19 protein-coding genes are annotated in these 21427 nt (G+C 70.2%); 11 read left to right on the top strand and 8 right to left on the bottom strand.

What is annotated here, in order from left to right:
* Positions 1–183 precede the first annotated feature (183 nt).
* The gene (locus F1D61_RS19255) at positions 184–1383 is read right to left on the bottom strand and encodes a Zn-dependent hydrolase (RefSeq protein ID WP_203153250.1); all 1200 of its coding nucleotides are present in this window, start codon (positions 1381–1383) and stop codon (positions 184–186) included.
* 533 nt (positions 1384–1916) lie between these two features.
* Positions 1917–2150: a DUF2171 domain-containing protein gene (locus F1D61_RS19250; protein WP_203153249.1), complete on the bottom strand. Its 234-nt coding sequence runs from the start codon at positions 2148–2150 to the stop codon at positions 1917–1919.
* Positions 2151–2714: 564 nt separating this feature from the next.
* On the opposite strand from F1D61_RS19250, the gene F1D61_RS19245 reads away from it, so the two are divergent.
* Positions 2715–3008, top strand: a complete 294-nt coding sequence (locus F1D61_RS19245) for a hypothetical protein (protein WP_203153248.1) — start codon at positions 2715–2717, stop codon at positions 3006–3008.
* 148 nt (positions 3009–3156) lie between these two features.
* Here the strand turns inward: F1D61_RS19245 and F1D61_RS19240 are convergent, their stop codons facing one another.
* Positions 3157–4740, bottom strand: coding sequence for an aldehyde dehydrogenase (NADP(+)) (locus tag F1D61_RS19240; RefSeq protein ID WP_203153247.1), 1584 nt, complete (start codon positions 4738–4740; stop codon positions 3157–3159).
* Between the two features lie 226 nt (positions 4741–4966).
* Between F1D61_RS19240 and F1D61_RS19235 the strand changes: the two genes are divergently transcribed.
* From F1D61_RS19235 to F1D61_RS19220, 4 genes are read left to right on the top strand one after another with little or no spacing between them, the layout of a single operon-like run.
* Positions 4967–6238 (top strand): LarC family nickel insertion protein, encoded by a 1272-nt coding sequence (locus tag F1D61_RS19235; RefSeq protein ID WP_203159155.1) that lies wholly within the window; start codon positions 4967–4969, stop codon positions 6236–6238.
* Positions 6235–7047 carry an adenine nucleotide alpha hydrolase gene (locus tag F1D61_RS19230; protein ID WP_203153246.1) on the top strand — a complete coding sequence of 271 codons (813 nt, stop codon included), beginning with the start codon at positions 6235–6237 and terminating at the stop codon, positions 7045–7047. Before F1D61_RS19235 ends, F1D61_RS19230 begins: the two co-directional genes overlap by 4 nt.
* Positions 7044–7721: a nickel pincer cofactor biosynthesis protein LarB gene (larB, locus tag F1D61_RS19225; protein WP_203153245.1), complete on the top strand. Its 678-nt coding sequence runs from the start codon at positions 7044–7046 to the stop codon at positions 7719–7721. The genes F1D61_RS19230 and larB overlap by 4 nt, the downstream gene beginning before the upstream one ends.
* Positions 7722–7743: 22 nt before the next feature.
* Positions 7744–8859: an aldo/keto reductase gene (locus F1D61_RS19220; RefSeq protein WP_203153244.1), complete on the top strand. Its 1116-nt coding sequence runs from the start codon at positions 7744–7746 to the stop codon at positions 8857–8859.
* A 215-nt stretch (positions 8860–9074) separates the two neighbouring features.
* Here F1D61_RS19220 and F1D61_RS35115 read toward each other — a convergent pair whose 3' ends face one another.
* From F1D61_RS35115 to F1D61_RS19205, 3 genes are all read right to left on the bottom strand, one after another.
* Positions 9075–9659: a HigA family addiction module antitoxin gene (locus F1D61_RS35115; protein ID WP_203153243.1), complete on the bottom strand. Its 585-nt coding sequence runs from the start codon at positions 9657–9659 to the stop codon at positions 9075–9077.
* On the bottom strand, positions 9659–9937 hold the full coding sequence (locus tag F1D61_RS19210) for a type II toxin-antitoxin system RelE/ParE family toxin (protein ID WP_203153242.1): 279 nt from the start codon (positions 9935–9937) through the stop codon (positions 9659–9661). Before F1D61_RS19210 ends, F1D61_RS35115 begins: the two co-directional genes overlap by 1 nt.
* A 71-nt stretch (positions 9938–10008) precedes the next feature.
* Positions 10009–11445: a pyridoxal phosphate-dependent decarboxylase family protein gene (locus F1D61_RS19205; protein WP_203153241.1), complete on the bottom strand. Its 1437-nt coding sequence runs from the start codon at positions 11443–11445 to the stop codon at positions 10009–10011.
* Positions 11446–11950: 505 nt separating this feature from the next.
* Between F1D61_RS19205 and F1D61_RS19200 the strand changes: the two genes are divergently transcribed.
* Entirely contained in the window at positions 11951–12235 is a 285-nt protein-coding gene (locus F1D61_RS19200; protein ID WP_203153240.1) for a hypothetical protein, read from the top strand.
* Positions 12236–12327: 92 nt separating this feature from the next.
* Positions 12328–14304 (top strand): PhoX family protein, encoded by a 1977-nt coding sequence (locus F1D61_RS19195; RefSeq protein WP_203153239.1) that lies wholly within the window; start codon positions 12328–12330, stop codon positions 14302–14304.
* 12 nt (positions 14305–14316) lie between these two features.
* Here the strand turns inward: F1D61_RS19195 and F1D61_RS19190 are convergent, their stop codons facing one another.
* Entirely contained in the window at positions 14317–15510 is a 1194-nt protein-coding gene (locus tag F1D61_RS19190; protein ID WP_246775413.1) for an MFS transporter, read from the bottom strand.
* An 84-nt stretch (positions 15511–15594) separates the two neighbouring features.
* Here F1D61_RS19190 and F1D61_RS19185 point away from each other — a divergent pair, with 84 nt between their 5' ends.
* A complete protein-coding gene (locus tag F1D61_RS19185) occupies positions 15595–16149 on the top strand; it encodes a TetR/AcrR family transcriptional regulator (RefSeq protein ID WP_203153237.1) in 555 nt (184 codons plus the stop codon).
* A 221-nt stretch (positions 16150–16370) separates the two neighbouring features.
* Here F1D61_RS19185 and F1D61_RS19180 read toward each other — a convergent pair whose 3' ends face one another.
* Positions 16371–16934, bottom strand: a complete 564-nt coding sequence (locus F1D61_RS19180; RefSeq protein ID WP_203153236.1) for a cytochrome b — start codon at positions 16932–16934, stop codon at positions 16371–16373.
* A 277-nt stretch (positions 16935–17211) separates the two neighbouring features.
* Between F1D61_RS19180 and radA the strand changes: the two genes are divergently transcribed.
* From radA to purF, 3 genes are all read left to right on the top strand, one after another.
* Entirely contained in the window at positions 17212–18666 is a 1455-nt protein-coding gene (radA, locus tag F1D61_RS19175) for a DNA repair protein RadA (RefSeq protein WP_203153235.1), read from the top strand.
* Between the two features lie 388 nt (positions 18667–19054).
* Positions 19055–19648: a CvpA family protein gene (locus F1D61_RS19170; RefSeq protein ID WP_203153234.1), complete on the top strand. Its 594-nt coding sequence runs from the start codon at positions 19055–19057 to the stop codon at positions 19646–19648.
* A gap of 273 nt (positions 19649–19921) precedes the next feature.
* A complete protein-coding gene (gene purF / locus F1D61_RS19165; protein WP_203153233.1) occupies positions 19922–21424 on the top strand; it encodes an amidophosphoribosyltransferase in 1503 nt (500 codons plus the stop codon).
* Positions 21425–21427 lie beyond the last annotated feature (3 nt).

Raw genomic sequence — 21427 nt, 5'->3', positions numbered from 1 at the left:
GCCGCCACGGCGGCGGCGCCCCGGAAGGTTTTCACGGTCACGATCGGGATCTACACGAATGGCTACGCTCGGGCTCGCCCTACGGCATGAGACACCGACCGTCAACGCGCAGACACGACAAGACAAACGCCCCACCTGTGGAGAGCGTATTCTTCATTTGAATAAATACAAATGACTGGACCGTCAGGCCAGCGCCCGCTCCGCCGCCGCGGCCAGCACCTGCACGCCGAGCACCAGATCGTCCTCCCGGGTGTCCTCGGACCAGTGGTGGCTGATGCCGCCGATCGAGGGCACGAACAGCATCGCGGCAGGCATCACCTTGGCGACGTTCTGGGCATCGTGGCCGGCGCCCGACGGCATCGCCTGCCAGCCGCCCGGGCACAGGGCCTCGGCGGCCCCCGAGAGCGCGTCCATCAGGCCGGGATCGCACAGGGCCGGGCTGTTGCAGGAGAGTGCGTGCAGGGTCGCGGTGCAGCGCTCGCGCCGGTTGCTCTCGCGGATCAGCGCCCGCAGGGTCGCCTCCATCCGCTCCAGCACCGTCATCGACACGTCGCGGAACTGGAACAGGATCTCGGCCCGGCCCGGGATGATGCTCGGCGCGCCGGGATCGAGGCTGATCCGGCCGGTGGTCCAGGTGCTGCGCTCGCCGCAGACCTGGGGGAAGGCCGCGTCGATGGCGGCGAGCAGGCGCACCGCGGTGAGGCCCGCATCCCGGCGCTCGGCCATGGTGGTGCCGCCGGCATGGTCCTGCGCGCCCTCGATCACGATCCGCCACTGCCAGATCGCCACGATGCCGGTGACGATGCCGAGGCGCTGGCCCGCCGCTTCGAGCTGCGTGCCCTGCTCGATATGCATCTCCAGGAAGCCGCGGTAGCGTCCCGGCTCCAGCTGCATCCGTGGCAGTCCGGCGAGGCCGGCCTTTTCCAGCGCCTCGCGCAGGGGAGTGCCGTCGGTGCGGTTGCGGCCGCCGTCGATCTCGGCCTCGGTCACCTCGCCGATGGCCGAGCGGCTGCCGAGGAAGCCGACATCGAAATGCCCCTCCTCGTCGGCGAAGGCGCAGACGTCGACCGGCAGCCCTCCCTGCGCGAGCGCGATGCCCGCCACCACCCCGAGCGCCCCGTCGAGCCAGCCGGCCTCGTTCTGGCTCTCGATGTGGCTGCCGACGAGGAGATGCGGCCCCGCCCCCGGATGACGCCCGAGCACGGTGCCGACGCCGTCGATCGTGGGCGCGAGCCCGCATTCCTCCAGGCGCCGCATCAGCCAGCGCCGGGATTCCATGTCCTGGGGCGAGTAGGTCGGGCGATGCACGCCGGTGCGGAACCGGCCGATCGCCCGCAGGTCGTGGAGATCCTTGAGGAAGGCCTGCGTGTCGATCGCCACCATGAGTCTCGCCGCCCTGAATTTGCAGCGCCCGAGGACGAATGCCCAGCGCCGGTCCCGTCAGGCACGATCCGTACCATGGCCTCGGCGAGCCAAGCTATGACAAGCGGGACGGACGGCGCTGCGCTTCCATCCGTCGGCGCCGGGCCGAAGCCCGGACCGGCTCGCCTGCACGGCCAGCCGGCGGGTCGGGATGACGCCTGGATTTGGCACAGGGTCGTGACAACCCGAACCGACCGTGGCGCCGCGCTGATCACGGCAAAAAGAAGGCCCGCCGAGGCGGACCTTGGTCTCAGTTCACGCCCGGGAACCACGCGGCAGCGGACGGGGTTTGTCCTGTGCAGAGCGGTGGCGATGCCGCTGCGCTGCGCGCGCCCTCCTCGGGCGTTTCCTCCCTAGACTCGGGCCGCCTTCTCCAGGGCGGCCCTTTTTTGTGTCCAGGATTGTTAACCTAACTCAAACCAGAGCCTTGGGTTGCATCAGCCGTCGGCAGCCTGCCCTCCGCCGAAAGGTGCTCCGGCCAGGTATCGCGGCCCTCAGGCCGTCGCCCACTCGTCCTGGGCCTCCGCCTTGGTGCGGTTGAGGCGCACCTGCCCGCCCTCGATGCGGGCGATCGAGTCGACGTGGATGAAGTGGTGGTGGCCGTCAGCTTCCGGGTCGGTCCGGGTCAGCTTGATCCGCTGCCCGTCGAGGTGATCGATGGTGCCGACATGGCCGCCGTCGGAACCGACGACCGGCATGTGCTCCTTGATCTGGCTCGTATCGATCATCGCAGCTTTCCTTCTGGTGCGGCGATCAACGAGGATACAGGGGGTGGGTTCCTGACAGCACCCAATCTCCGCCTGCCTCAGGCGCTCAGGAGCGGCGGGCTCGCTTTTAAAAATTCAATCGATGCAATCAGGGAAGTCACCCAGAGTCCGCATCGGACAATTTTTAATAAAATCATCAAACTCATCAACTATTATTTACATGAATATAAGTCACTCTCAATCAGGTTCGCGTAGCCGCACTCATAGATAGCATGCCAATATAGATGCAGAATTCGCAGCAGCCGTCTTAGCCAAAAGTATAAATCCTGCTCAATTTCCAATCTCGATTTCGCCAAGCCCCTGACGCCGCAAGATTTATTAAGAGCCATTGCCACTCGCATCCCGGCAAGCATTGAGCTTAGCCGCAAAATGACCCTATGGCGACCACTCGCGGTCACTTGCAGTCCTGACGGCGACATGGTTCATTACATTCATGGTCATCCATTGCAGAGCGGATGATCTCCCGACCTCGGCTCAAGTATCATGGGTCAACTACTGCATCTCCGCATGGGTGGGAGCTCGAGCATGCACGTCCGTGAGACTGTCATCGAAGGCCTTCGCGCCAAGTTCAGCAACGGTCCAACCGAAGCAACCCTCGAAGCGGACAGGGTTTCCGTTAACGAATCATCGTCCGAGCCTATCCCCCCGACCGGCAGCAAGATGGTCTGGTTCGTGGGGGGCGCTGCGGTCGCGGCGGCTGGCGCGATCGTCATCTTCGCGCCCCCCCTCGCGCCGGTCGTGCTGCCCGGCGTGAAGGTCGCCGCCAAAGTAGCGGCTATCAAGGCGCTTAAGGCTGCCGCCGTCACGGCAGCAGTCTGAGAACGAGCGGACACCATCGTCGGGCATGACTTGACCGGAGCCTTGCCCGACGACGAGGGTGCCGCTGGTCGTAGACGCAGCGGCAATACCGAAGAGCGAGAGGACACGCGTCGCGATGAAGCCGGTGGCTCCTTCGCGACGCGTCCACTCAGGCCCCCGGCGCCACCGCCTTCCCGTCCTGCCGCCGCCACAGCTTGAGCGGGTTGGCGTCCTTCAGGGCCGCCGGCAGCAGGGCGTCGGGCAGGTCCTGGTAGCTCACCGGACGCAGGAAGCGGTGGATGGCGAGGCTGCCGACCGAGGTGGTGCGGCCGTCCGAGGTCGCGGGGTACGGCCCGCCATGCACCATGGCGTGGCCGACCTCGACGCCGGTGCCGAAGCCGTTGACCAGGATGCGTCCGACCCGGCGCTCCAGCACCGGCAGGAGCGCCCGGGCGGCGTCGTGGTCGGCCTCGTCGAGGTGGAGTGCCGCCGTCAGCTGGCCCTCCAGCCGCTCCAGCACCGCCTTGATCGTCGCGAGGTCGCGGCAGCGCACCACCAGGGAGGCGGCGCCGAAGACTTCCTCGGCGAGGGTGTGGTCGGCGAGGAACGCGTCCGCGGTGGTCGAGAACAGGGCGGCCTGGCCCTGGTGGGTGCCGCCGGCAAGCCCGCGCGCCAGGGTGGTCACGGCGGGGTTCGTCTCGAGGGCCGCGACGCCGGCGCAATAGGCCTTGTGGATGCCGGGCGTCAGCATCGTGGCGGCCTGGATCTCGGTGAGCGCGGCGCTCGCCGCCTCGACGAAGCCGTCGAGGCCGGCGCCCTCGACCGCCAGGATCAGGCCGGGATTGGTGCAGAACTGGCCCGAGCCGAGGGTGAGCGAGCCGGCGAAGGCGCGGCCGATGTCGCGGCCGCGAGCTTCCAGAGCGGCCGGCAGCAGGACGACCGGGTTGATGCTGCTCATCTCGGCATAGACCGGGATCGGCACGGGGCGAGCGGCAGCGGCCTGCATCAGCGCGACGCCGCCGCGGCGCGAGCCGGTGAAGCCCACCGCCGCGATGCGCGGATCGGCGACCAAAGCCTGGCCGACGCTGATCCCGGCATCCATGAGCAGCGAGAACACGCCCTCGGGCAGGCCGCATTGCTTGACCGCCGCCTGCACCGCGCGGCCGACCAGCTCCGAGGTGCCCGGATGGGCCGGGTGGGCCTTCGCCACCACCGGGCAGCCGGCGGCGAGCGCGGACGCCGTGTCGCCGCCCGCCACCGAGAAGGCGAGGGGGAAGTTCGAGGCGCCGAACACCGCGACCGGGCCGACGGCGATCTGGCGCAGGCGCAGGTCCGGGCGCGGCAGCGGCTTGCGCTCGGGCTGCGCGGGATCGACCCGCGCCTCCAGGAAGCCGCCGTCGCGCACCACGCCGGCGAACATCTTCAGCTGGCCGACGGTACGGCCGCGCTCGCCTTCGAGACGCGCCCGCGGCAGGCCGCTCTCGGCCATGCAGCGCACGATCAGCTCGTCGCCGATGCCCAAGATGGCCTCGGCCACCGCTTCGAGGAAGCGGGCGCGGTCCTCCAGCGAGGTCTCGCGGTAGGTGTCGAAGGCCTCGGCGGCGAGCGCACAGGCCTGGTCGACATCCGCCGGAGTCGCCGCGGCGAAGGCCGGCTCCAGGCTGTTGCCGGTGGCGGCCTCGACGGCCCGGAAGGTCTCGCCCCCGCCACGGCGGGCGGCGGCACCGATCAGGTTCTCTCCGGTGATGGGCATGGGTCGCGTCCTCTCCTGTATGGCGGTGTTGCGCGGGCTTATGCCCCGGCGGGCGGCGGGTGATCCACCGGGCGGGCCGAGAAAAACCGGTCCCATGACGGGATTCCGCGAGAAAAACCCGCGTCGTCCGCGCTGCGACCGTCTGTCCGGGGCGCTTGCCGTCGGCCCCTGCGGACCGATGTGGCGTCCGATCGGCATCCGGTTCGATGCCGTGACGAAGGACGCGATGCAGATTCAACTCGACGCCGTCGGCGGGGTGGCCGGCGACATGTTCGCGGCGGCGCTCCTCGACGCCTTCCCGGAGCACGAGGCGGGCGTGCGCGAGAGCGTGGCGCGGGCGAGCCGCGGCCGCACGGCCTGCGCGCTGCTCGCCCATGGCGACGGCGTGCTCCAGGGCCGGCGCTTCAGCGTCACCGGCCCCGCGGGCGAGGCGCCGGAGCGGCCGGCGGACGACCACGCCCACGATCACCATCACCACCACGGCGACCACGGGCACCACCATCACGGTGGCCACCACGCCCACCGGCACTGGTCCGAGATCCGTCGCGAGCTTCAGGACAGCGGGCTGCCCCCCGCTTTGCTCGCCCACGCGCTCGCGATCTTCGGGCACCTGGCCGAGGCCGAGGCGCGGGTCCACGGCATCCCGGTCGAGGCGGTGGCGTTCCACGAGGTCGGGGCCTGGGATTCGATCGCCGACATCGTCGCGGCGGCCCACCTGATCGACGCGATCGGCGCCACCGGCTGGTCGGTCTCGGCGCTGCCGCTCGGCTCGGGCCGGGTGCGGACCCAGCACGGCCCCCTCCCCGTCCCGGCGCCCGCCACCGCGCTCCTGCTCGAAGGCTTCCTCACCCTCGACGACGGCGTGCCGGGCGAGCGCGTGACCCCGACGGGCGCGGCGATCCTGCGCCATCTCTGCGGCGGGTCGCCCGAGACGAGCGGGCCGCGCCGGCTCCTGCGCAGCGGCCTCGGCTTCGGCACCAAGGTGCTGCCGGGCCTGAGCAACGTGCTGCGGGTGCTGGCCTTCGCCGAGCAGGGCGAGACGGGCTCCCCCGGACACCGGGAACTCGGGATCATCGAGTTCGAGGTCGACGACCAGTCGGCCGAAGACCTCGCCACGGGGCTCGACCGGCTGCGGGCGCACGACAAGATCTTCGACGTCGTGCAGATGCCGGTCTTCGGCAAGAAGGGCCGGATGATGACCCATGTCCGGGCCCTCGCCCGGGCCGACGCGATCGAGGAGGCGATCGAGGCCTGCTTCCGCGAGACGACCACGATCGGCCTGCGCCACCATACGGTCTCGGGGGCGGCGCTGACGCGGCGCCTCGACACCGTCGAGGTCGGGGGCCAGACGGTCCGGGTGAAGAGCGTCGAGCGGCCGGGCGGTCGCACCGCCAAGGCGGAATCCGACGACGCGCTCGCCACCGAGGGCCACGCCGCCCGCCAGGCCCTGCGCCGCGAGGCCGAGCGGCTGGCCCTTCGACGGGAGGACGAGCGATGAGCGCGGCCCTCGCCTCCGCGCTGTCCGGCCTCGGGCCCGTCGCCGTCGCGGTGAGCGGCGGGGTCGACAGCCTGACGCTCGCGACGATCGCCCATCGCACCAGCCCCGAGCCGCCCCTGATGGTTCACGCCGTCTCCCCCGCCGTGCCGGGCGAGGCGACCGCGCGGGTACGGGCGGAGGCCGCCCGCGAGGGTTGGCACCTGCGGGTGATCGAGGCCGGCGAGTTCGCCGACCCGGCCTATCGCGAGAATCCGGTCAACCGCTGCTTCTTCTGCAAGACCAACCTCTACGGAGCGATCCGGCGGGTCACCGAGCGGCAGATCGTATCCGGCGCCAACCTCGACGATCTCGGCGAGTACCGTCCGGGCCTCGACGCCGCCCGGGAGCACGGGGTACGCCACCCCTTCGTCGAGGCGGGGTTCAGCAAGGCGATGGTGCGGGCACTCGCCCGCGACTTGGGCCTCGGGGCGGTGGCGGAACTGCCGGCCGCGCCCTGCCTGTCGAGCCGGGTCGAGACCGGCATCCGCATCGAGCCCGAGACCCTGGCCTTCATCCACGCCATCGAGCGGCTGGTCGGCGAGGACCTGACGGTGACGGGGGCGAAAAGCGCCGTGCGCTGCCGCGTGCGCGCCGCCGGCATCGTGGTGGAACTCGATGCGCAGAGCCTCGCGGGCCTGACCGAGCCGGCGAGGAGCGACCTCGGCCGCCGCATCGCCGCCCGCGCCCCGGCGTGGCTCGCCGCGGCGCCGGTCTCCTTCGCGCCCTACCGCACCGGCAGCGCCTTCCTCACGGGAGGGCCGGCCCGATGAGCATCGAGGACGAATTCACCCTCGACTTCGCCCGGACGGAGCGGATCGGCCTGGAGGAGGCGGTGTTCGCCGCCGGCAAGTCGCCGGCCCAGATCGACGCGATCCTGGCCGCCGCCGACGAGCGCGGCGCCCGCTTCCTCGTCACCCGCCTCGATCCGGACCGTCACGCGGCGCTGACCTATCGCAACCGGCTCGATTACTGCCCGGTCTCGCGCACCGCCGTCTTCGGCGAGGCCAAGCCCGTCGCGGGGCCTTCCCGCATCGCCATCGTGGCGGCGGGCACCTCGGACGTGCCGGTGGCCCGCGAGGCCGAGCGGACGCTGGCCTATCAGGGCCATGCCACCACGCTCATCGCCGATGTCGGCGTCGCCGGATTGTGGCGGCTGACCCGGCGGATCGAGGAGATCCGGGCCCATCCGGTCGTCATCTGCGCCGCCGGCATGGATGCGGCCTTGCCCAGCGTGCTCGGCGGCCTCGTCGCCGGGGCGGTGATCGCGGTGCCGACCTCGGTCGGCTACGGCGTCGCCGAGGGCGGACGCGCCGCCCTCGATGCGGTGCTGGCGAGCTGCGCCCCCGGCATCACGGTCGTCAACATCGACAACGGCTACGGCGCGGCCTGCGCGGCAATGCGCCTGCTCCACGCGGCGAGCCGCCTGACGGAGGCGTCCCGATGAATCGGATCCAAGGAGAATCGCCATGGAACGTCGCAGCTTCCTGCAAGGCGCGGCCCTCGGGGCCGGTCTCGCAGTCTCCGGTTCCGCGGGGGCGGCCGTGAACGCCCCGCCCCCTCCCCTGCCGGGCACCCGGCCCGCCGACCCGGCCGACCTGCCCCTCGTCACCGATCCCGGCGAGCGCCGGGGCGAGATGCTCTACCGTTCCTTCGGCCGCACCGGCGAAAAGATCTCCGCCATCGGCATGGGCGGCTTCCATCTCGGCAAGAGCGCGGTGACCGACGCGGAGGCGACCCGGCTGATGCATGAGGGCATCGACCGCGGCATCACCTTCATGGACAATTGCTGGGACTACAACGAGGGCCGCTCCGAGGAGCGGATGGGCATCGCCCTCGAGCAGGACGGCTACCGCAACAAGGTCTTCCTGATGTCCAAAATGGACGGGCGGACCAAACAGGAGGCCATGAAGCAGATCGACCAGTCGCTGCGCCGCCTGCGCACCGACCGGATCGACCTCGTCCAGCACCACGAGATCCTGCGCTACGACGACCCCGACCGGGTCTTCGCCGAGGGCGGCGCCATGGAGGCGTTCCAGGAGGCGAAGAAGGCCGGCAAGCTGCGCTATATCGGCTTCACCGGCCACAAGGACCCGCGCATCCATCTCCAGATGCTCGAAGTGGCGGCCGAGCGCGGCTTCCACTTCGACTCCGTGCAGATGCCGCTCAACGTGATGGATGCGCATTTCCGCAGCTTCGGCCATCTCGTGCTGCCTTATCTTGTGCAGAACGGCATCGCGGCGCTCGGCATGAAGACCTTCGGCGACGGGGTGATCCTGAAGAGCGACGCGCCGATCAAGCCGATCGAGTACCTGCACTTCTCGCTCAACCTGCCGACTTCGGTCGTCATCACCGGCATCCAGAACCAGCGCGACCTCGACCAGGCCTTCGAGGCGGTGAAGACCTTCGCGCCGATGGACAAGGCCAAGGTGGCGGAGCTGCTCTCCCGCAGCCGCCCCTACGCGCTGGAGGGCAAGTACGAGCTGTTCAAGACCAGCGCTACCTTCGACGGCACCGCCAAGAACGCCGCCTGGCTCGGCGAGGACGTGCCGGGGGTGAAGAAGCTGGCGCCGACGATGGAGTGAGGTGGGCGCGGCAAGACCCGCGAGGGGGTGGACGGGCGCCACGTCGGCGCCCGTCCCGCGGCCCTTCGGGCGATCATGGCTCGACAGCCGTCTGCCGGATACGACGCCCGCGATCGGACGAGGGAAGATCGCATCATCGCCGACGGGGAAGCTGCACAGCGTATGGGCGAGGTCGGCCCGGGCAAGCCCGGCGAACGGATTGCCCGCCAGCACGATCAGGGCCGCCTCGATCCGGTCGAGACCGCCATCGGCCGTGGCCGCGTCGTCATCGGCGACGAACTCCGGATGCCGAGACGGTCCGACCGGAGATGGGGCCGCCGGACGACGTCAGCCATGATCGGTTGTCTCGATGCGACGGCTGCGCCGGGCCCGCGCCGCGGCCTTGATCGAGGCCGCCCGCTCTCGACCATCCCTTTCAAGAACCGCTCGTCACAGTCGCCCAAGCGTATAGCAGGTCGGCACCGTTCGGCACCCTGCGCCTCGCTCCGACGCTCAGGCGGCGATCGGTTCGATGGCCGCCAGTTCACTCGCCATTCGCACTTCGAGGGTGCGAAGGTCATGGTCGCGCTGGAGGTTGGCCCAGAACTCGGGGCATTGCCGAACAGTCGGCCGAGGCGCAAAGCCATGGCGGGCGTGACCGGCTGGCGCTCCTCGATCAGGTCATAGAGCGTCTGGCGCGAGATCCCGAGCCGGCGAGCGATCTCGGTCTTCGGCAAGCCGACGGCCGGCAGGATGTCCTCGCGCAGGATTTCGCCGGGGTGGGTCGGCGCGAGGCCGGAGAGCAGGGAATTGCCGCTCATCAGTGATAATCCTCAAGATCGACATCGATGACGTCGGGAGCGTCCCAACGGAACGTGATCCGATAGTTTCCGCTGGCAGTGACCGCGTAGGTTCCTTTTCGATCGCCGCCCAGTTGATGGAAGCGATAGCCCGGCAGGTTCATGTCCTCTGGTTTCGTTGCGGCATCGAGCTGGGCCAGGATGCGACGAACGCGCCCTGCGTTTTCGATGCTGAGCTTCCTGGGATCGCCCGTCTCGACGAACAGCCGAAGCCCCTTGTTGCTGAACGAGCGGATCATGCCGCAAATGTAAGGCATTGCCAGACATCGTCAAGCGACGCCTTACACCCTGACTATGCGACGAGCCCGCCTCACCCCGCCCGCAACCCCGCGGCGATCTCCCTCACCGCGTCCCACGCCATCATCACGTCCGCCCGCGTCGTCGTGGTCTGGCCGACCTGGAAGCGGATGACGAAGCGGCCATCGTGGCGGGTCTGGGTCAGGTAAGTGCGGCCGTCGTCGTTGATGCGCTCCAGGAGGCGGGCATTGAGCGCGTCGAGGTCGCCCGCACCGGCACCGATGCCCGCACCGGCCGGCGCGTAGCGGAAGCTGAACAGGGACAGGACCGGCGCCGAGGTCAGCTCGAAATCCGGGTCCGCCGCGATGATTCCGGCGAGCTCCCGCGCCCAGGCGACGTGGTCGCGGATCATGCCCTGCAACGCCGCGACGCCGTAGGAGCGGATCACGAACCACAGCTTGAGGGCCCGGAAGCGGCGCCCGAGGGGGATCGACCACTCATTGTAATCGACGACGCCGTCGCGGCCCAGCGTGCGCAGGTAAGTGGGGCGAAGGCCCAGCGTGTCGGTGAGCGCCTTCGGGTCGCGGACGAAATGAGCCGAGCAGTCGAAATGGGTGAACAGCCACTTGTGCGGGTTGAACACTAGGCTGTCGGCCAGCTCCGCGCCGCGCATCAGGTCGCGGAATTCGGGGCAGATCATCGCGCTGCCGGCCCAGGCGGCGTCGACGTGGAGGAACACCCCGTGCCGGCGCGCCACCGCGGCGACCGCCTCGATCGGATCGCAGGCGCCGATGCCGGTGCCGCCCAGGCAGGCGACGATGGCGGCAGGCACCAGGCCCGCCTCGCGGTCGGCCCGGATCGCCGCGTCGAGGGCGTCCGGGTCCATGCCGTAGAGCGGGCCGGTGACGGGGATCCGCACCAGGTTGGCGTCGCCGATGCCGGCGATGCGCACCGCCTTGTCGACCGAGGAATGGACCTGCTCGGAGGCGTAGACCCGCAAGACCGGCCCGCCGGCGAGCCCGTTGGCGTTGCCGGTGAAGCCGAGCGCCCGCTCCCGGGCGGTCAGCAGCGCCGCCAGGGTCGCGCCCGAGGCCGAATCCTGGATCACGCCCGAGAAGGCGTCCGGCAGGCCGATCATCTGGCGCAGCCAGTCCATCACCCGGGTCTCGAGTTCGGTCGCGGCCGGCGAGGTCTGCCAGAGCATGCATTGCGCGGCGAGCGCCGCGGTGACGAACTCTGCCACCAGGGAGGGCGGGCTGGCATTGGCCGGGAAATAGGCGAAGAAGCGCGGGTGCTGCCAATGGGTCATGCCCGGCATCACCACCCGGTCGAGATCGGAGAAGATCGCCTCCATCGCCTCGCCCGCGGCGGGCGGCGCCTCGGGCAACTGGCGAAAGATCTCGCCCGGCGCCACCTGGGCCCGCACCGGCCGCTCGCCGACGCCGGCCAGGTAATCCACCGACCAGTCGGCGGCCCGGTGCGCCCAGGCTCGAAACGTCTCGTCGTCCATGGCGTCGGCACTCCCTCCCGCCGGCCCGGTCTTCCGGTGCCCGGTCGGCTCTCTAAGCAGACTTGCGTTGGCAAGCCAACGCTTCGCCCGCTCAAGCTTTTGTTGTGTCGCAGACTTTTGGCGCCGAACCGGTCACCGCATCGGCAAATCTGCTTGGCAGGTTTGAGCCGGGCCGCCTGCCCATCCGACGCCGCCTTCGCGGCAGGCGCGATGGGTGGGCAGCAGCGCATCCGGCAATCGATCCCGGTCTCCGCATCACTTGAGAGTCGGGCACAAGCGTGCCACGATCAATCAAGGCGGCGCTATTTACGGTTGTTTAACTATCTTATGGTTGCATCATCTGCCTTCAACGCAGGGTCATGGCGAATTCCGCGGCGTTTTTTCGTCATGCCGCGAATTGTCGAAATCCGACTCGATGTTTCTTAACCGGCCTTGTCAGTTCTTGAAGGAAGATGAGAGGGGCACGATGGTCGGGCGAGGCATCCAGACGGGAGCGGGCGGCAGGTTGACCCAGCGCCATATCCGCCTGCGGAGCGCGGGGAGCGATCAGGACGGCTGCCTGATCTATCTCGGCGACCAACTGGTCTCGCTGCTGATCCGCCTGCAGCCCGGTACCGCCGCCGCGCCGGAGCAGCGCCACAAGTGGCGCGTGGCGGAAACCTACGGCCCCGGGCGGGCGCTGACCCGCGCTCCGCTCTTCGACACCCCCGACGCGGTGATCGCCTGGATCGCCGACCGCCTGCCGCGCCCGGCCCCGCTGCCCTGGCTGGATGCGCACCTGCTGCCGTGAGAGGGGCCTGGCACCGGACGCTGTCATCCACGCGCCATGGTCCCCAGGATAAGCGTCCGGTTCGATCCGAGACGGAGCACCGAGGGAGCCCGATGACACAGCCGTCGCTGAACCGATCGCAGCAGGCCGAGGCGGCCGAGGATGCCGGCTCGAACCCGAGCGCGAACCCGACCCTCGGCGAGGTCGTGGCCCGGCGCTTCGACCGGCGCGAGATTCTTCGCGGGGGCTTGGCGGCGAGCCTGGCCGTCTCGGCGATCTCCGCGACCCTGGCGCCCCGGGCGGTCGCGGCGGCGACACCGGAGACCTTCCCGTTCCGCGAGCTGCCGGCCGGGGCCGACGAGCGCCACCACGTGGCGGACGGCCACGACGCCGAGGTGCTGATCCGCTGGGGCGATCCGGTCCTGCCCGGCGCGCCGGCCTTCGACCCGCACAAGCAGTCGGCCGCCGCGCAGGCGCAGCAATTCGGCTACAACAACGACTTCCTCGGGTTCTTCCCGCTGCCGGGCACGGGCGATCCCGCCGGCCACGGCCTCCTCGTCGTCAACCACGAATACACCAACGAGGAGCTGATGTTCCCCGGCCTCGGCCGGCAGGACGGCAAGGCGGCCTTCGCCGGCATGAACCGCGAGTTCGTCGACATCGAGATGGCGGCCCATGGCGGCTCGGTGATCGAGGTGAAGCGCGAGGACGGGCGCTGGCGCGTGGTGCCGGGCTCCCGCTTCGCCCGCCGCATCACCGCCATGACCCCGATGCGGATCGCCGGCCCCGCCGCCGGCTCGGACCGCCTGCGCACCGGCGCCGACCCGGAGGGGAAGACCGTTCTCGGCATGCTCAACAACTGCGCCGGCGGCGTCACGCCCTGGGGCACGTGGCTGACCTGCGAGGAGAACATCAACTACTACTTCCAGGGCCGCCTGCCCGAGGGCTCCCCGGAAGTGAAGAACCACAAGCGCCTCGGCATGCCGGGCAACCTCTACGGCTGGGCCCGCTTCCACGACCGCTTCGACTTAGGGAAAGAGCCCAACGAGCCGAACCGCTTCGGCTGGGTGGTCGAGATCGATCCGTTCGATCCCAACAGCGTGCCGGTGAAGCGCACCGCCATGGGCCGCTTCAAGCACGAGGGCGCCGCCGGAGCCCTGGCCAAGGACGGCCGCTACGTCGTGTTCCAGGGCGACGACGAGCGCTTCGACTACGTCTACCGCTTCGTCACGACGGACGCCGTGAACAAAACCGACAAGGCGGCCAACCGCGACATCCTCGATCACGGCACGTTGTCGGTCGCCCGCTTCGACGCGGATGGGCGCGGCACCTGGCTGCCGATCGTGTTCGGCGAGGGTCCGCTGACGCCGGAGAACGGGTTTCGCGATCAGGCCGACGTGTTGATCGAGACCCGCCGGGCCGCCGACCTGCTCGGCGCCACCAAGATGGACCGGCCGGAGGACGTCGAGGCCAATCCGAAGACCGGCAAGGTCTACGTGATGCTGACCAACAACACCCGCCGCAAGGCCGACCAGGTCGACGCGGTCAATCCGCGGCCGGACAACCGCTTCGGCCACATCGTCGAGCTGTCGCCCGCGGGCGGCGACTTCGGGGCGAAGGACTTCGCCTGGGAGGTGCTGGTGCGCTGCGGCGACCCGTCGGTCGCGGCGGTCGGCGCCACCTTCTCGTCGGCGACGACGAAGGACGGCTGGTTCGGCATGCCGGACAATTGCGCCGTCGACGGCGAGGGCCGCCTCTGGGTCGCCACGGACGGCAACTCGCCGTCGAAGACCGGCCGCGCCGACGGCATCTGGGCGATGGAGACGGAAGGCGCCCGCCGCGGCACCGCCAAGCACTTCTTCCAGGTGCCGATGGGGGCCGAGATGTGCGGCCCCTACTTCACCCCCGACGACACCACCTTCTTCGTCGCCGTGCAGCATCCCGGCGAGGCCGACGAGGAGGACCCGACCGCGCAGCCCGCCACCTTCGAGAACCCGGCGACCCGCTGGCCGGATTTCGATCCCGCCCTGCCGCCGCGCCCGGCCGTGGTGGCGATCACGAAGCGGGGCGGGGGACGGGTGGGGACGTAACGCCCCCTCGGGCTACGCCACCGCCAGGCCGCGCCCGGAGCGGGCCCGCATCACCGCGAGCCCGCCGAGGCTCACCACCAGGACCGCCGCCGCGTAGAGGTCGGCGGTGGCCGCATAGCCCAGAATGCGGGCGAGGAACCCGGCGCCGACCGCCGGCAGGCTGAAGGCGAGGTAGCTCTGGACGTAGAAGGCGGCGAGCAATCCTGCCCGCTCGTCGGGCTCGGCCAGCGGCATGATCGTGCCGAGGCAGCCGAGGAAGCTGGCGCCGAAGCCGCATCCGGTGACGAGCGTCGCGAGGATCAGCACCGGCACGCTCGCCGCATGGATGCCGGCGACGACCCCGACGACGCCGAGAGCGGTGGCGAGCACCCCGAAGGTCAGGTTGGCCTGCGGCGCCGCCGTCCGGCGAAGGAGCACCGAGACCGCGCCGGCCACCATCAGGGCGGTGACGACCGACCCGCCGGTGAGCGGCGCGCCGCTGCCGGTGGCCGCCGCGACCACCGAGGGCACCAGCGAGAGATAGAAGCCGCCGAGCGTCCAGTTGGCGAGGTTGATCGGCGTCACCAGCGCCAGGGGCCGGCGGATCCGGGACGGCACGGCCATGCGGGGCTTGAGCGAGGCGAGCGCCCCGGGCCGCGTCGCGGCGCTCTCAGGGATGGACCACACCGCCAGCGCCAGCCCGGCGAAGACGCAGAGCAGCACGCCGTAGACGAGGTGCAGCGGCAGCGGCGCATACTGGATCAGCGCACTGGTGCCGAGCGCCCCGACCGCCATGCCGACGAGCGGCGCCACCGCGTTGACGACCGGCCCGCGGGTGCGATCCACGTCGACGAGTGCGGCGCCCAGCGACGCGGCGGCGATGCCGGTGGCGAGGCCTTGTGTGATCCGGGCGACGACGAGCCAGCCGGCCCCGTTGCCGACCAGCAGGAACAGGCCCATCGCCGCCGCCTCGAGCCACAAGGCCCCGGCGATGACCGGGCGGCGCCCGAGATGGTCGGAGAGCGAGCCGGCGACGAGGAGCGCCTTCAGCAGCGCCACCGCATAGACCGCGAAGACCAGGGTGACGAAGACCGGCGAGAGCGCCAGGGTCTCCTGGTAGATCCGGTAGAGCGGCGTCGGAGCCGCCGCGGCGGCAAAGAACGCGCCCAGCGTCACGGCGTGGAGGACGAGCGGGTCGACCCGCCGGGATCCTTGACCTTCGCGCATCGTCATGCCCCTAAAGCAAATCCGTTGCGTTAAGGGTTAGCGCTCCGGCGGGCTAAAAGCAAATTCTTTGCGTTTGGAGGGGGGATGGCGGAGCGGGAGGGAGGGCCGCGCCCGGGCGGGCGCAGCGCGCGGGTCCAGGCCTCGGTCCATCGCGCCACGCGGGAGCTGCTGGCCCGGATGGACCGCGCCGCGGTGACGATCCCGCTGATCGCCGCCGAGGCCGGCGTCACGCCCTCGACGATCTACCGGCGCTGGGGCGAGCTGAACGATCTGCTCGCCGACGTCGCGGTCGAGCGGCTGCGGCCGGACATGGTGCCGGTCGAGACCGGCAGCGGCCGCGGCGACCTCCTGGCCTGGGCCGAGCAATATGCCGAGGAGATGGCCTCGCAGCTCGGCCGCGAGATGATCCGCGACGTGCTCGCCGCCGAGGGCGAGAGCGGTCCCCGGCGCTGCTGCGGTTATGCCCGCCAGCAGATCGCCGTCATCGCCGAGCGCGCGGCGGCGCGCGGCGAGGCGTTTCCGGACATCGATCTGGTGCTGGACCGGGTCATCGCGCCGATCCTGTTCCGCATCCTGTTCGACGAGGCGCTGGCGGGGGAGCGGGTGGGGGGGTTGGTGGAGAATGCGTTCTCCGCGTGATGCAGATTTTGTTCGATCTTTCCAAATAAAAGCAAAGCACGTCTCCCCTCTCCCGTGTGGGAGAGGGGCCGGGGGTGAGGGTGATACGGTCCTGAGTCGGGCTCGTAACGTTGTGCTGGCAGCGTGACGCTCAGTGCCTAGTCCTGAAGCGTGTCACCCTCACCCCTACCCCTCTCCCACACGGGAGAAGGGATCCCGCGCTTTAATTTGATGCAATCATGTCAAACAGAAGCGTCTCCCCGCGCCGGCCACATCCGCCCCATCACCTCGTCGCGGCGGATCCAGGCGTGCCAGGCCACAGCAAGGACGTGCAGGCCGAGCACGATCCCGAGCCCCCAGGCGATCCAGTAATGGGCGCCGTAGCCCGCCTGCGACAACGCCTTGTCGACCGGCACGAGGCGCGGGAACGAGAAGACCCCGAACCAGGGCAGGCCGTAGCCGCCCGCCGCCGAGTAGACGTAGCCGCTGACGGGCAGGAGCAGCATCAGGGCGTAGAGGGTGAGATGCGCCAGCGTCGCGGCGATGTGGGCGTGGCGCGACGGCGGCGCACGGTAGGCCGGCTCGCCGGCGACCAGCCGATAGACGAAGCGCAGCGGCAGGAGCAGCAGCACCGTCAGGCCGATCGACTTGTGGATGTCGAGGATCTCGCGCCGCGGCGAGGTGCCGGGCACCTGCCAGGCGGCATAGATGCCCAAGGCCAGCGCCACGACGATCAGCGCCGCCATCAGCCAGTGGAAGCCGCGCTGGACGCGGTCGTAATGGAAAGCTCGGCCGGGCCGTGACATCGGGTGCGCGTCCTCCACGCGAGAATACGGCCGAGCTTTCGCCGGGGATTGGGACGCGAGCGCGGCGGGTTCGTGTCTGAACCGTCGCTGGAGCACGGCCCGGTCGCGCTGCACTCGGGCCGTGCTCCAGGTCTCTGTTTTTGCCGCGTTTTCCGCGACGAACCGGCCTCCGCTTCGTCGCAGAACGCCCTGGCGCGCAGTTGCAACGGCGCGCCCCTCGGGACATATCAGGAACGCATGAGGCGGCCGGCGCGCGGCCCCGATCCGGAGGCCGCCGATGGCGAAGAACCACCAGACCTTCGCCTGCCAGTCCTGCGGCGCGGTCTACAATCGCTGGCGCGGCCGCTGCGAGGCCTGCAACGGCTGGAACACGATCGTCGAGGAGACCGGCGCGGCAAGCCCCGTCTCCGGCCCGGTCGCGACCCGGCCGAGCCGGGCGCGGGGACGGATCTTCCCGCTCGAAGGGCTGACCGGCGAGGTCAAGGAGGCGCCGCGCACCTCGTCGGGCATCGCCGAGCTCGACCGGGTGACGGGGGGCGGCTTCGTGCGCGGCTCGGTGATCCTGCTCGGGGGCGATCCCGGCATCGGCAAGTCGACGCTGCTGATGCAGGCCTCCGCGGCGCTGGCGAAACGGGGCGAGCGCGTCGCCTACATCTCGGGCGAGGAGGCGGTGGGCCAGGTGCGCCTGCGGGCCGAGCGGCTGGGTCTCGCGAGCGCGCCGGTGGAACTCGCCGCCGAGACCAATGTCGAGGACATCATCGCGACCCTGAGCCAGGGCAGGCCGCCGGCGCTCGCCATCATCGATTCGATCCAGACGATGTGGACCGAGACGGTGGAATCGGCCCCCGGCACCGTGACCCAGGTCCGCGGCTCCGCCCAGAGCCTGATCCGCTTCGCCAAGACCTCCGGCACCGCCGTGATCCTGGTCGGCCACGTCACCAAGGACGGGCAGATCGCCGGCCCCCGCGTGGTCGAGCACATGGTCGATGCGGTGGCCTCGTTCGAGGGCGACCAGGGCCACCATTTCCGCATCCTGCGCGCGGTCAAGAACCGCTTCGGCCCGACCGACGAGATCGGCGTGTTCGAGATGACCGACGGGGGGCTCGCCGAGGTGCCGAACCCCTCGGCCCTGTTCCTCGCCGGGCGCGACCTCGCGGCGCCGGGGACCGCGGTCTTCGCCGGCATGGAGGGCACCCGGCCCCTCCTCGTCGAGATCCAGGCCCTGGTGGCGCCGTCCGCCCTCGGCATGCCGCGGCGCGCCGTGGTCGGCTGGGATCCCAACCGGCTGTCGATGGTGCTGGCGGTGCTGGAGGCCCATGGCGGCATCCGGTTAGGCGGCCACGACGTCTACCTCAACGTCGCGGGGGGGTTACGCATCGGCGAGCCGGCGGCCGACCTCGCGGTGGCGGCAGCCCTCGTCTCCTCGCTCTCGGGCTCGGCCCTACCCTCGGATGCGGTGTATTTCGGCGAGGTCGGCCTGTCGGGGGCGATCCGGCCGGTGGCGCAGGCCCCGGCGCGGCTGAAGGAGGCGCAGAAGCTCGGCTTTGCCAAGGCGCTGATGCCGCAAGGCCGCGAAGGCGCCGGCCGCGACGGGTCAGGGACGGGGTTTCCGGCGGAATCCCTGCGCCACATCGCCGACCTGGTGGCGGGGGTCGCCGCCAGCGGCAAGCCGGTCCGGGGCGGGCGGCGTCCGCCGCAGCGGATGCCGGCCTACGACGACGAGGATGTTTGAGAGCCGGCTTGACTGGCAATACCAATTTCAAACCCAACAACGTCATCCTGGGGCTCGTCGAAGACGAGAACCCGGGATCCATAACCGCTGACGCCGAAGAAAAAGGCGGATCGTTATCCGCCTCATCCTGCACCGTCAGCGGTTATGGATCCCGGGTTCCGCTTCGCGGACCCAGGATGACGGGATGAGGTGGCGATGTCTGCGCCAGATCGGCTGGAGCAGACCATCAAACAGGCTCTGACATCGGCGCAGGACGTCACACCGCGCGGCGTCACCGGGGCCGCCGAGGGCAGGGTGACGGATTGGCTCGGGCAGCGTATACAACCCCGGCGGTGCAGGGCAGCCGCGACCCGAGCCAACGCTCACGCCCCCGAACCTGTTCCTGCCGATGCCGTTTTCCGTTCTCGATCTCGTCGTGCTGGGTGTCGTCGTCATCTCCGCGTTGCTCGCGGCGGTGCGGGGCTTCACCCGCGAGGTGCTGGCGATCGTGGCCTGGGTCGCGGCGGCCGGCCTCGCCTGGACCCTGCACCCCCTGCTGCTGCCGACCGTGAAGCAGCACGTCTCCAGCGACACGGTCGCCCTGGTGGCGTCGATCGCCGCGATCTTTCTCGTGACCCTGCTGGTGGTCTCGGTGATCACCGTGAAGATCTCGGACCTCATCCTCGATTCGCGCATCGGCGCGGTCGACCGCAGCCTCGGCCTCGCCTTCGGGGCGGCCCGCGGCTTCCTGATCTGCGTCATCGGCTGGGTGTTCCTGGCCTGGCTGGTCCAGGGCAAGGTGCCGGACTGGGCCCAGCAGGCCCGCAGCCGCGAGATCCTGGAGAACAGCGGCCAGAAGCTGGTGGCGATGCTGCCGGACAACCCGGAAGGCCTGCTCAAGCAGTTCCGCAAGCCCAAGCCCGAGACCGATCCGGGCACCGACGCCCCGGCCGAGGCCGATACCCCGCCCCAGCGCCGGACCGATGCCGCCCCGCGCCGCTGACACGGAACCGTTCACCAGACCGACGAAAAGGGCGCCCGACCGGCGCCCTTTGCATGTGAGGTACGGCGCGCAACGCACGTTTGACGCCTTGGTTCCGCCGAAGGCAGCGATTACATAGCCGGCGGTGAGGCAAACGATCGGACGCAACGCTTCGGCTGCGGGCGGCCCGAAACCTGCCTTTCCGGGTGAATCAGGCTCGCGCGCGGATGGTGTCGGTGCGCGGGGTCGGCGAGGCGAGGCCGTGCGGTGACCGGCCACCAGGGGCTTCTCATCATGTCAGCACGCAGCGAAACCTTCCGGGGCGCCCCCGGGGCGAGCGAGGCGTTCGGCGGCGATCTCGACCTCGACGGCGATACCTTGCGCGAGGAATGCGGGGTCTTCGGCATCTACGGCCACCCGGACGCCTCGGCGATCGTGGCGCTCGGCCTGCACGCCCTGCAGCATCGCGGCCAGGAGGCGGCCGGCATCGTGTCGTTCGACGGCCGGGTGTTCCATTCCGAGCGCCGCATGGGCCTCGTCGGCGATTCGTTCTCCGACCTCGCGACGATCGAGCGCCTGAAGGGCGAGACCGCGATCGGCCACGTGCGCTACTCGACCACCGGCGAGACGATCCTGCGCAACGTGCAGCCGCTCTTCGCCGAGCTCGAGACCGGCGGGCTCTCGGTCGCCCATAACGGCAACCTGACCAACGGCCTCCTGCTGCGCCGCCAGCTCGTGCGCGACGGCGCGATCTGCCAGTCGACCTCCGACACGGAAGCGATCCTCCACCTCGTCGCCCGCTCGCGCCACGTCCGCATCGTCGACCGGGTGATGGATGCGCTGCGCCAGATCGAGGGCGCCTACGCCCTCGTGATGATGACGAACAAGAAGCTGATCGGCGCCCGCGATCCGCTCGGCATCCGCCCGCTGGTGCTGGGCGAGCTCGACGGCCGCTACATCCTGGCCTCCGAGACCTGCGCGCTGGACATCATCGGCGCCCGCTTCGTGCGCGACGTCGAGAACGGCGAGATGGTGGTGATCTCGGAAGAGGGCATCGAGTCGATCCGCTTCGCCCGGGCGCAACCGCTGCGCCCCTGCATCTTCGAGTACATCTACTTCGCCCGTCCCGATTCGGTCGTGAACGGCAAGAACGTCTACTCGGTGCGCAAGAACATCGGCGTCGAACTGGCGAAGGAATCGCCGGCCGAGGCCGACATCATCATCCCGGTGCCGGATTCCGGCGTGCCGGCGGCGCTCGGCTACGCCCAGCAGACCGGGCTGCCCTACGAGCTCGGGATCATCCGCAACCACTATGTCGGCCGCACCTTCATCCAGCCGACCCAGTCGGTGCGCGAACTGGGCGTCAGGATGAAGCACTCGGCCAACCGGGCGGCGGTCGAGGGCAAGCGGATCGTGCTGGTCGACGACAGCCTGGTGCGCGGCACCACCTCGGTGAAGATCGTCCGGATGATGCGCGAGGCCGGGGCCCGCGAGGTGCATTTCCGCATCGCCTCGCCGCCGATCACCCATCCCGACTTCTACGGCATCGACACGCCGGAGAAGGAGAAGCTGCTCGCCGCCACCCACGACCTCGAGAGCATGCGCCAGTATATCGGCGCCGACTCGCTCGCCTTCCTGTCGATCGAGGGGCTGTACCGGGCGATGGGCGAGGAGGGCCGCGACGCCTCCTGCCCGCAATACACCGACCACTGCTTCACCGGCGACTACCCGACGGCGCTGACCGACCTCGCGGTCGCCTCGCCGCGCCGGATGGCGATCCTCGCCGAGGCCGACTGAGCG

Source organism: Methylobacterium aquaticum (assembly GCF_016804325.1).
In the GTDB taxonomy this organism is placed as follows: Bacteria; Pseudomonadota; Alphaproteobacteria; order Rhizobiales; family Beijerinckiaceae; genus Methylobacterium; species Methylobacterium aquaticum_C.
This window is presented reverse-complemented; position numbering and strand designations above follow the sequence as displayed.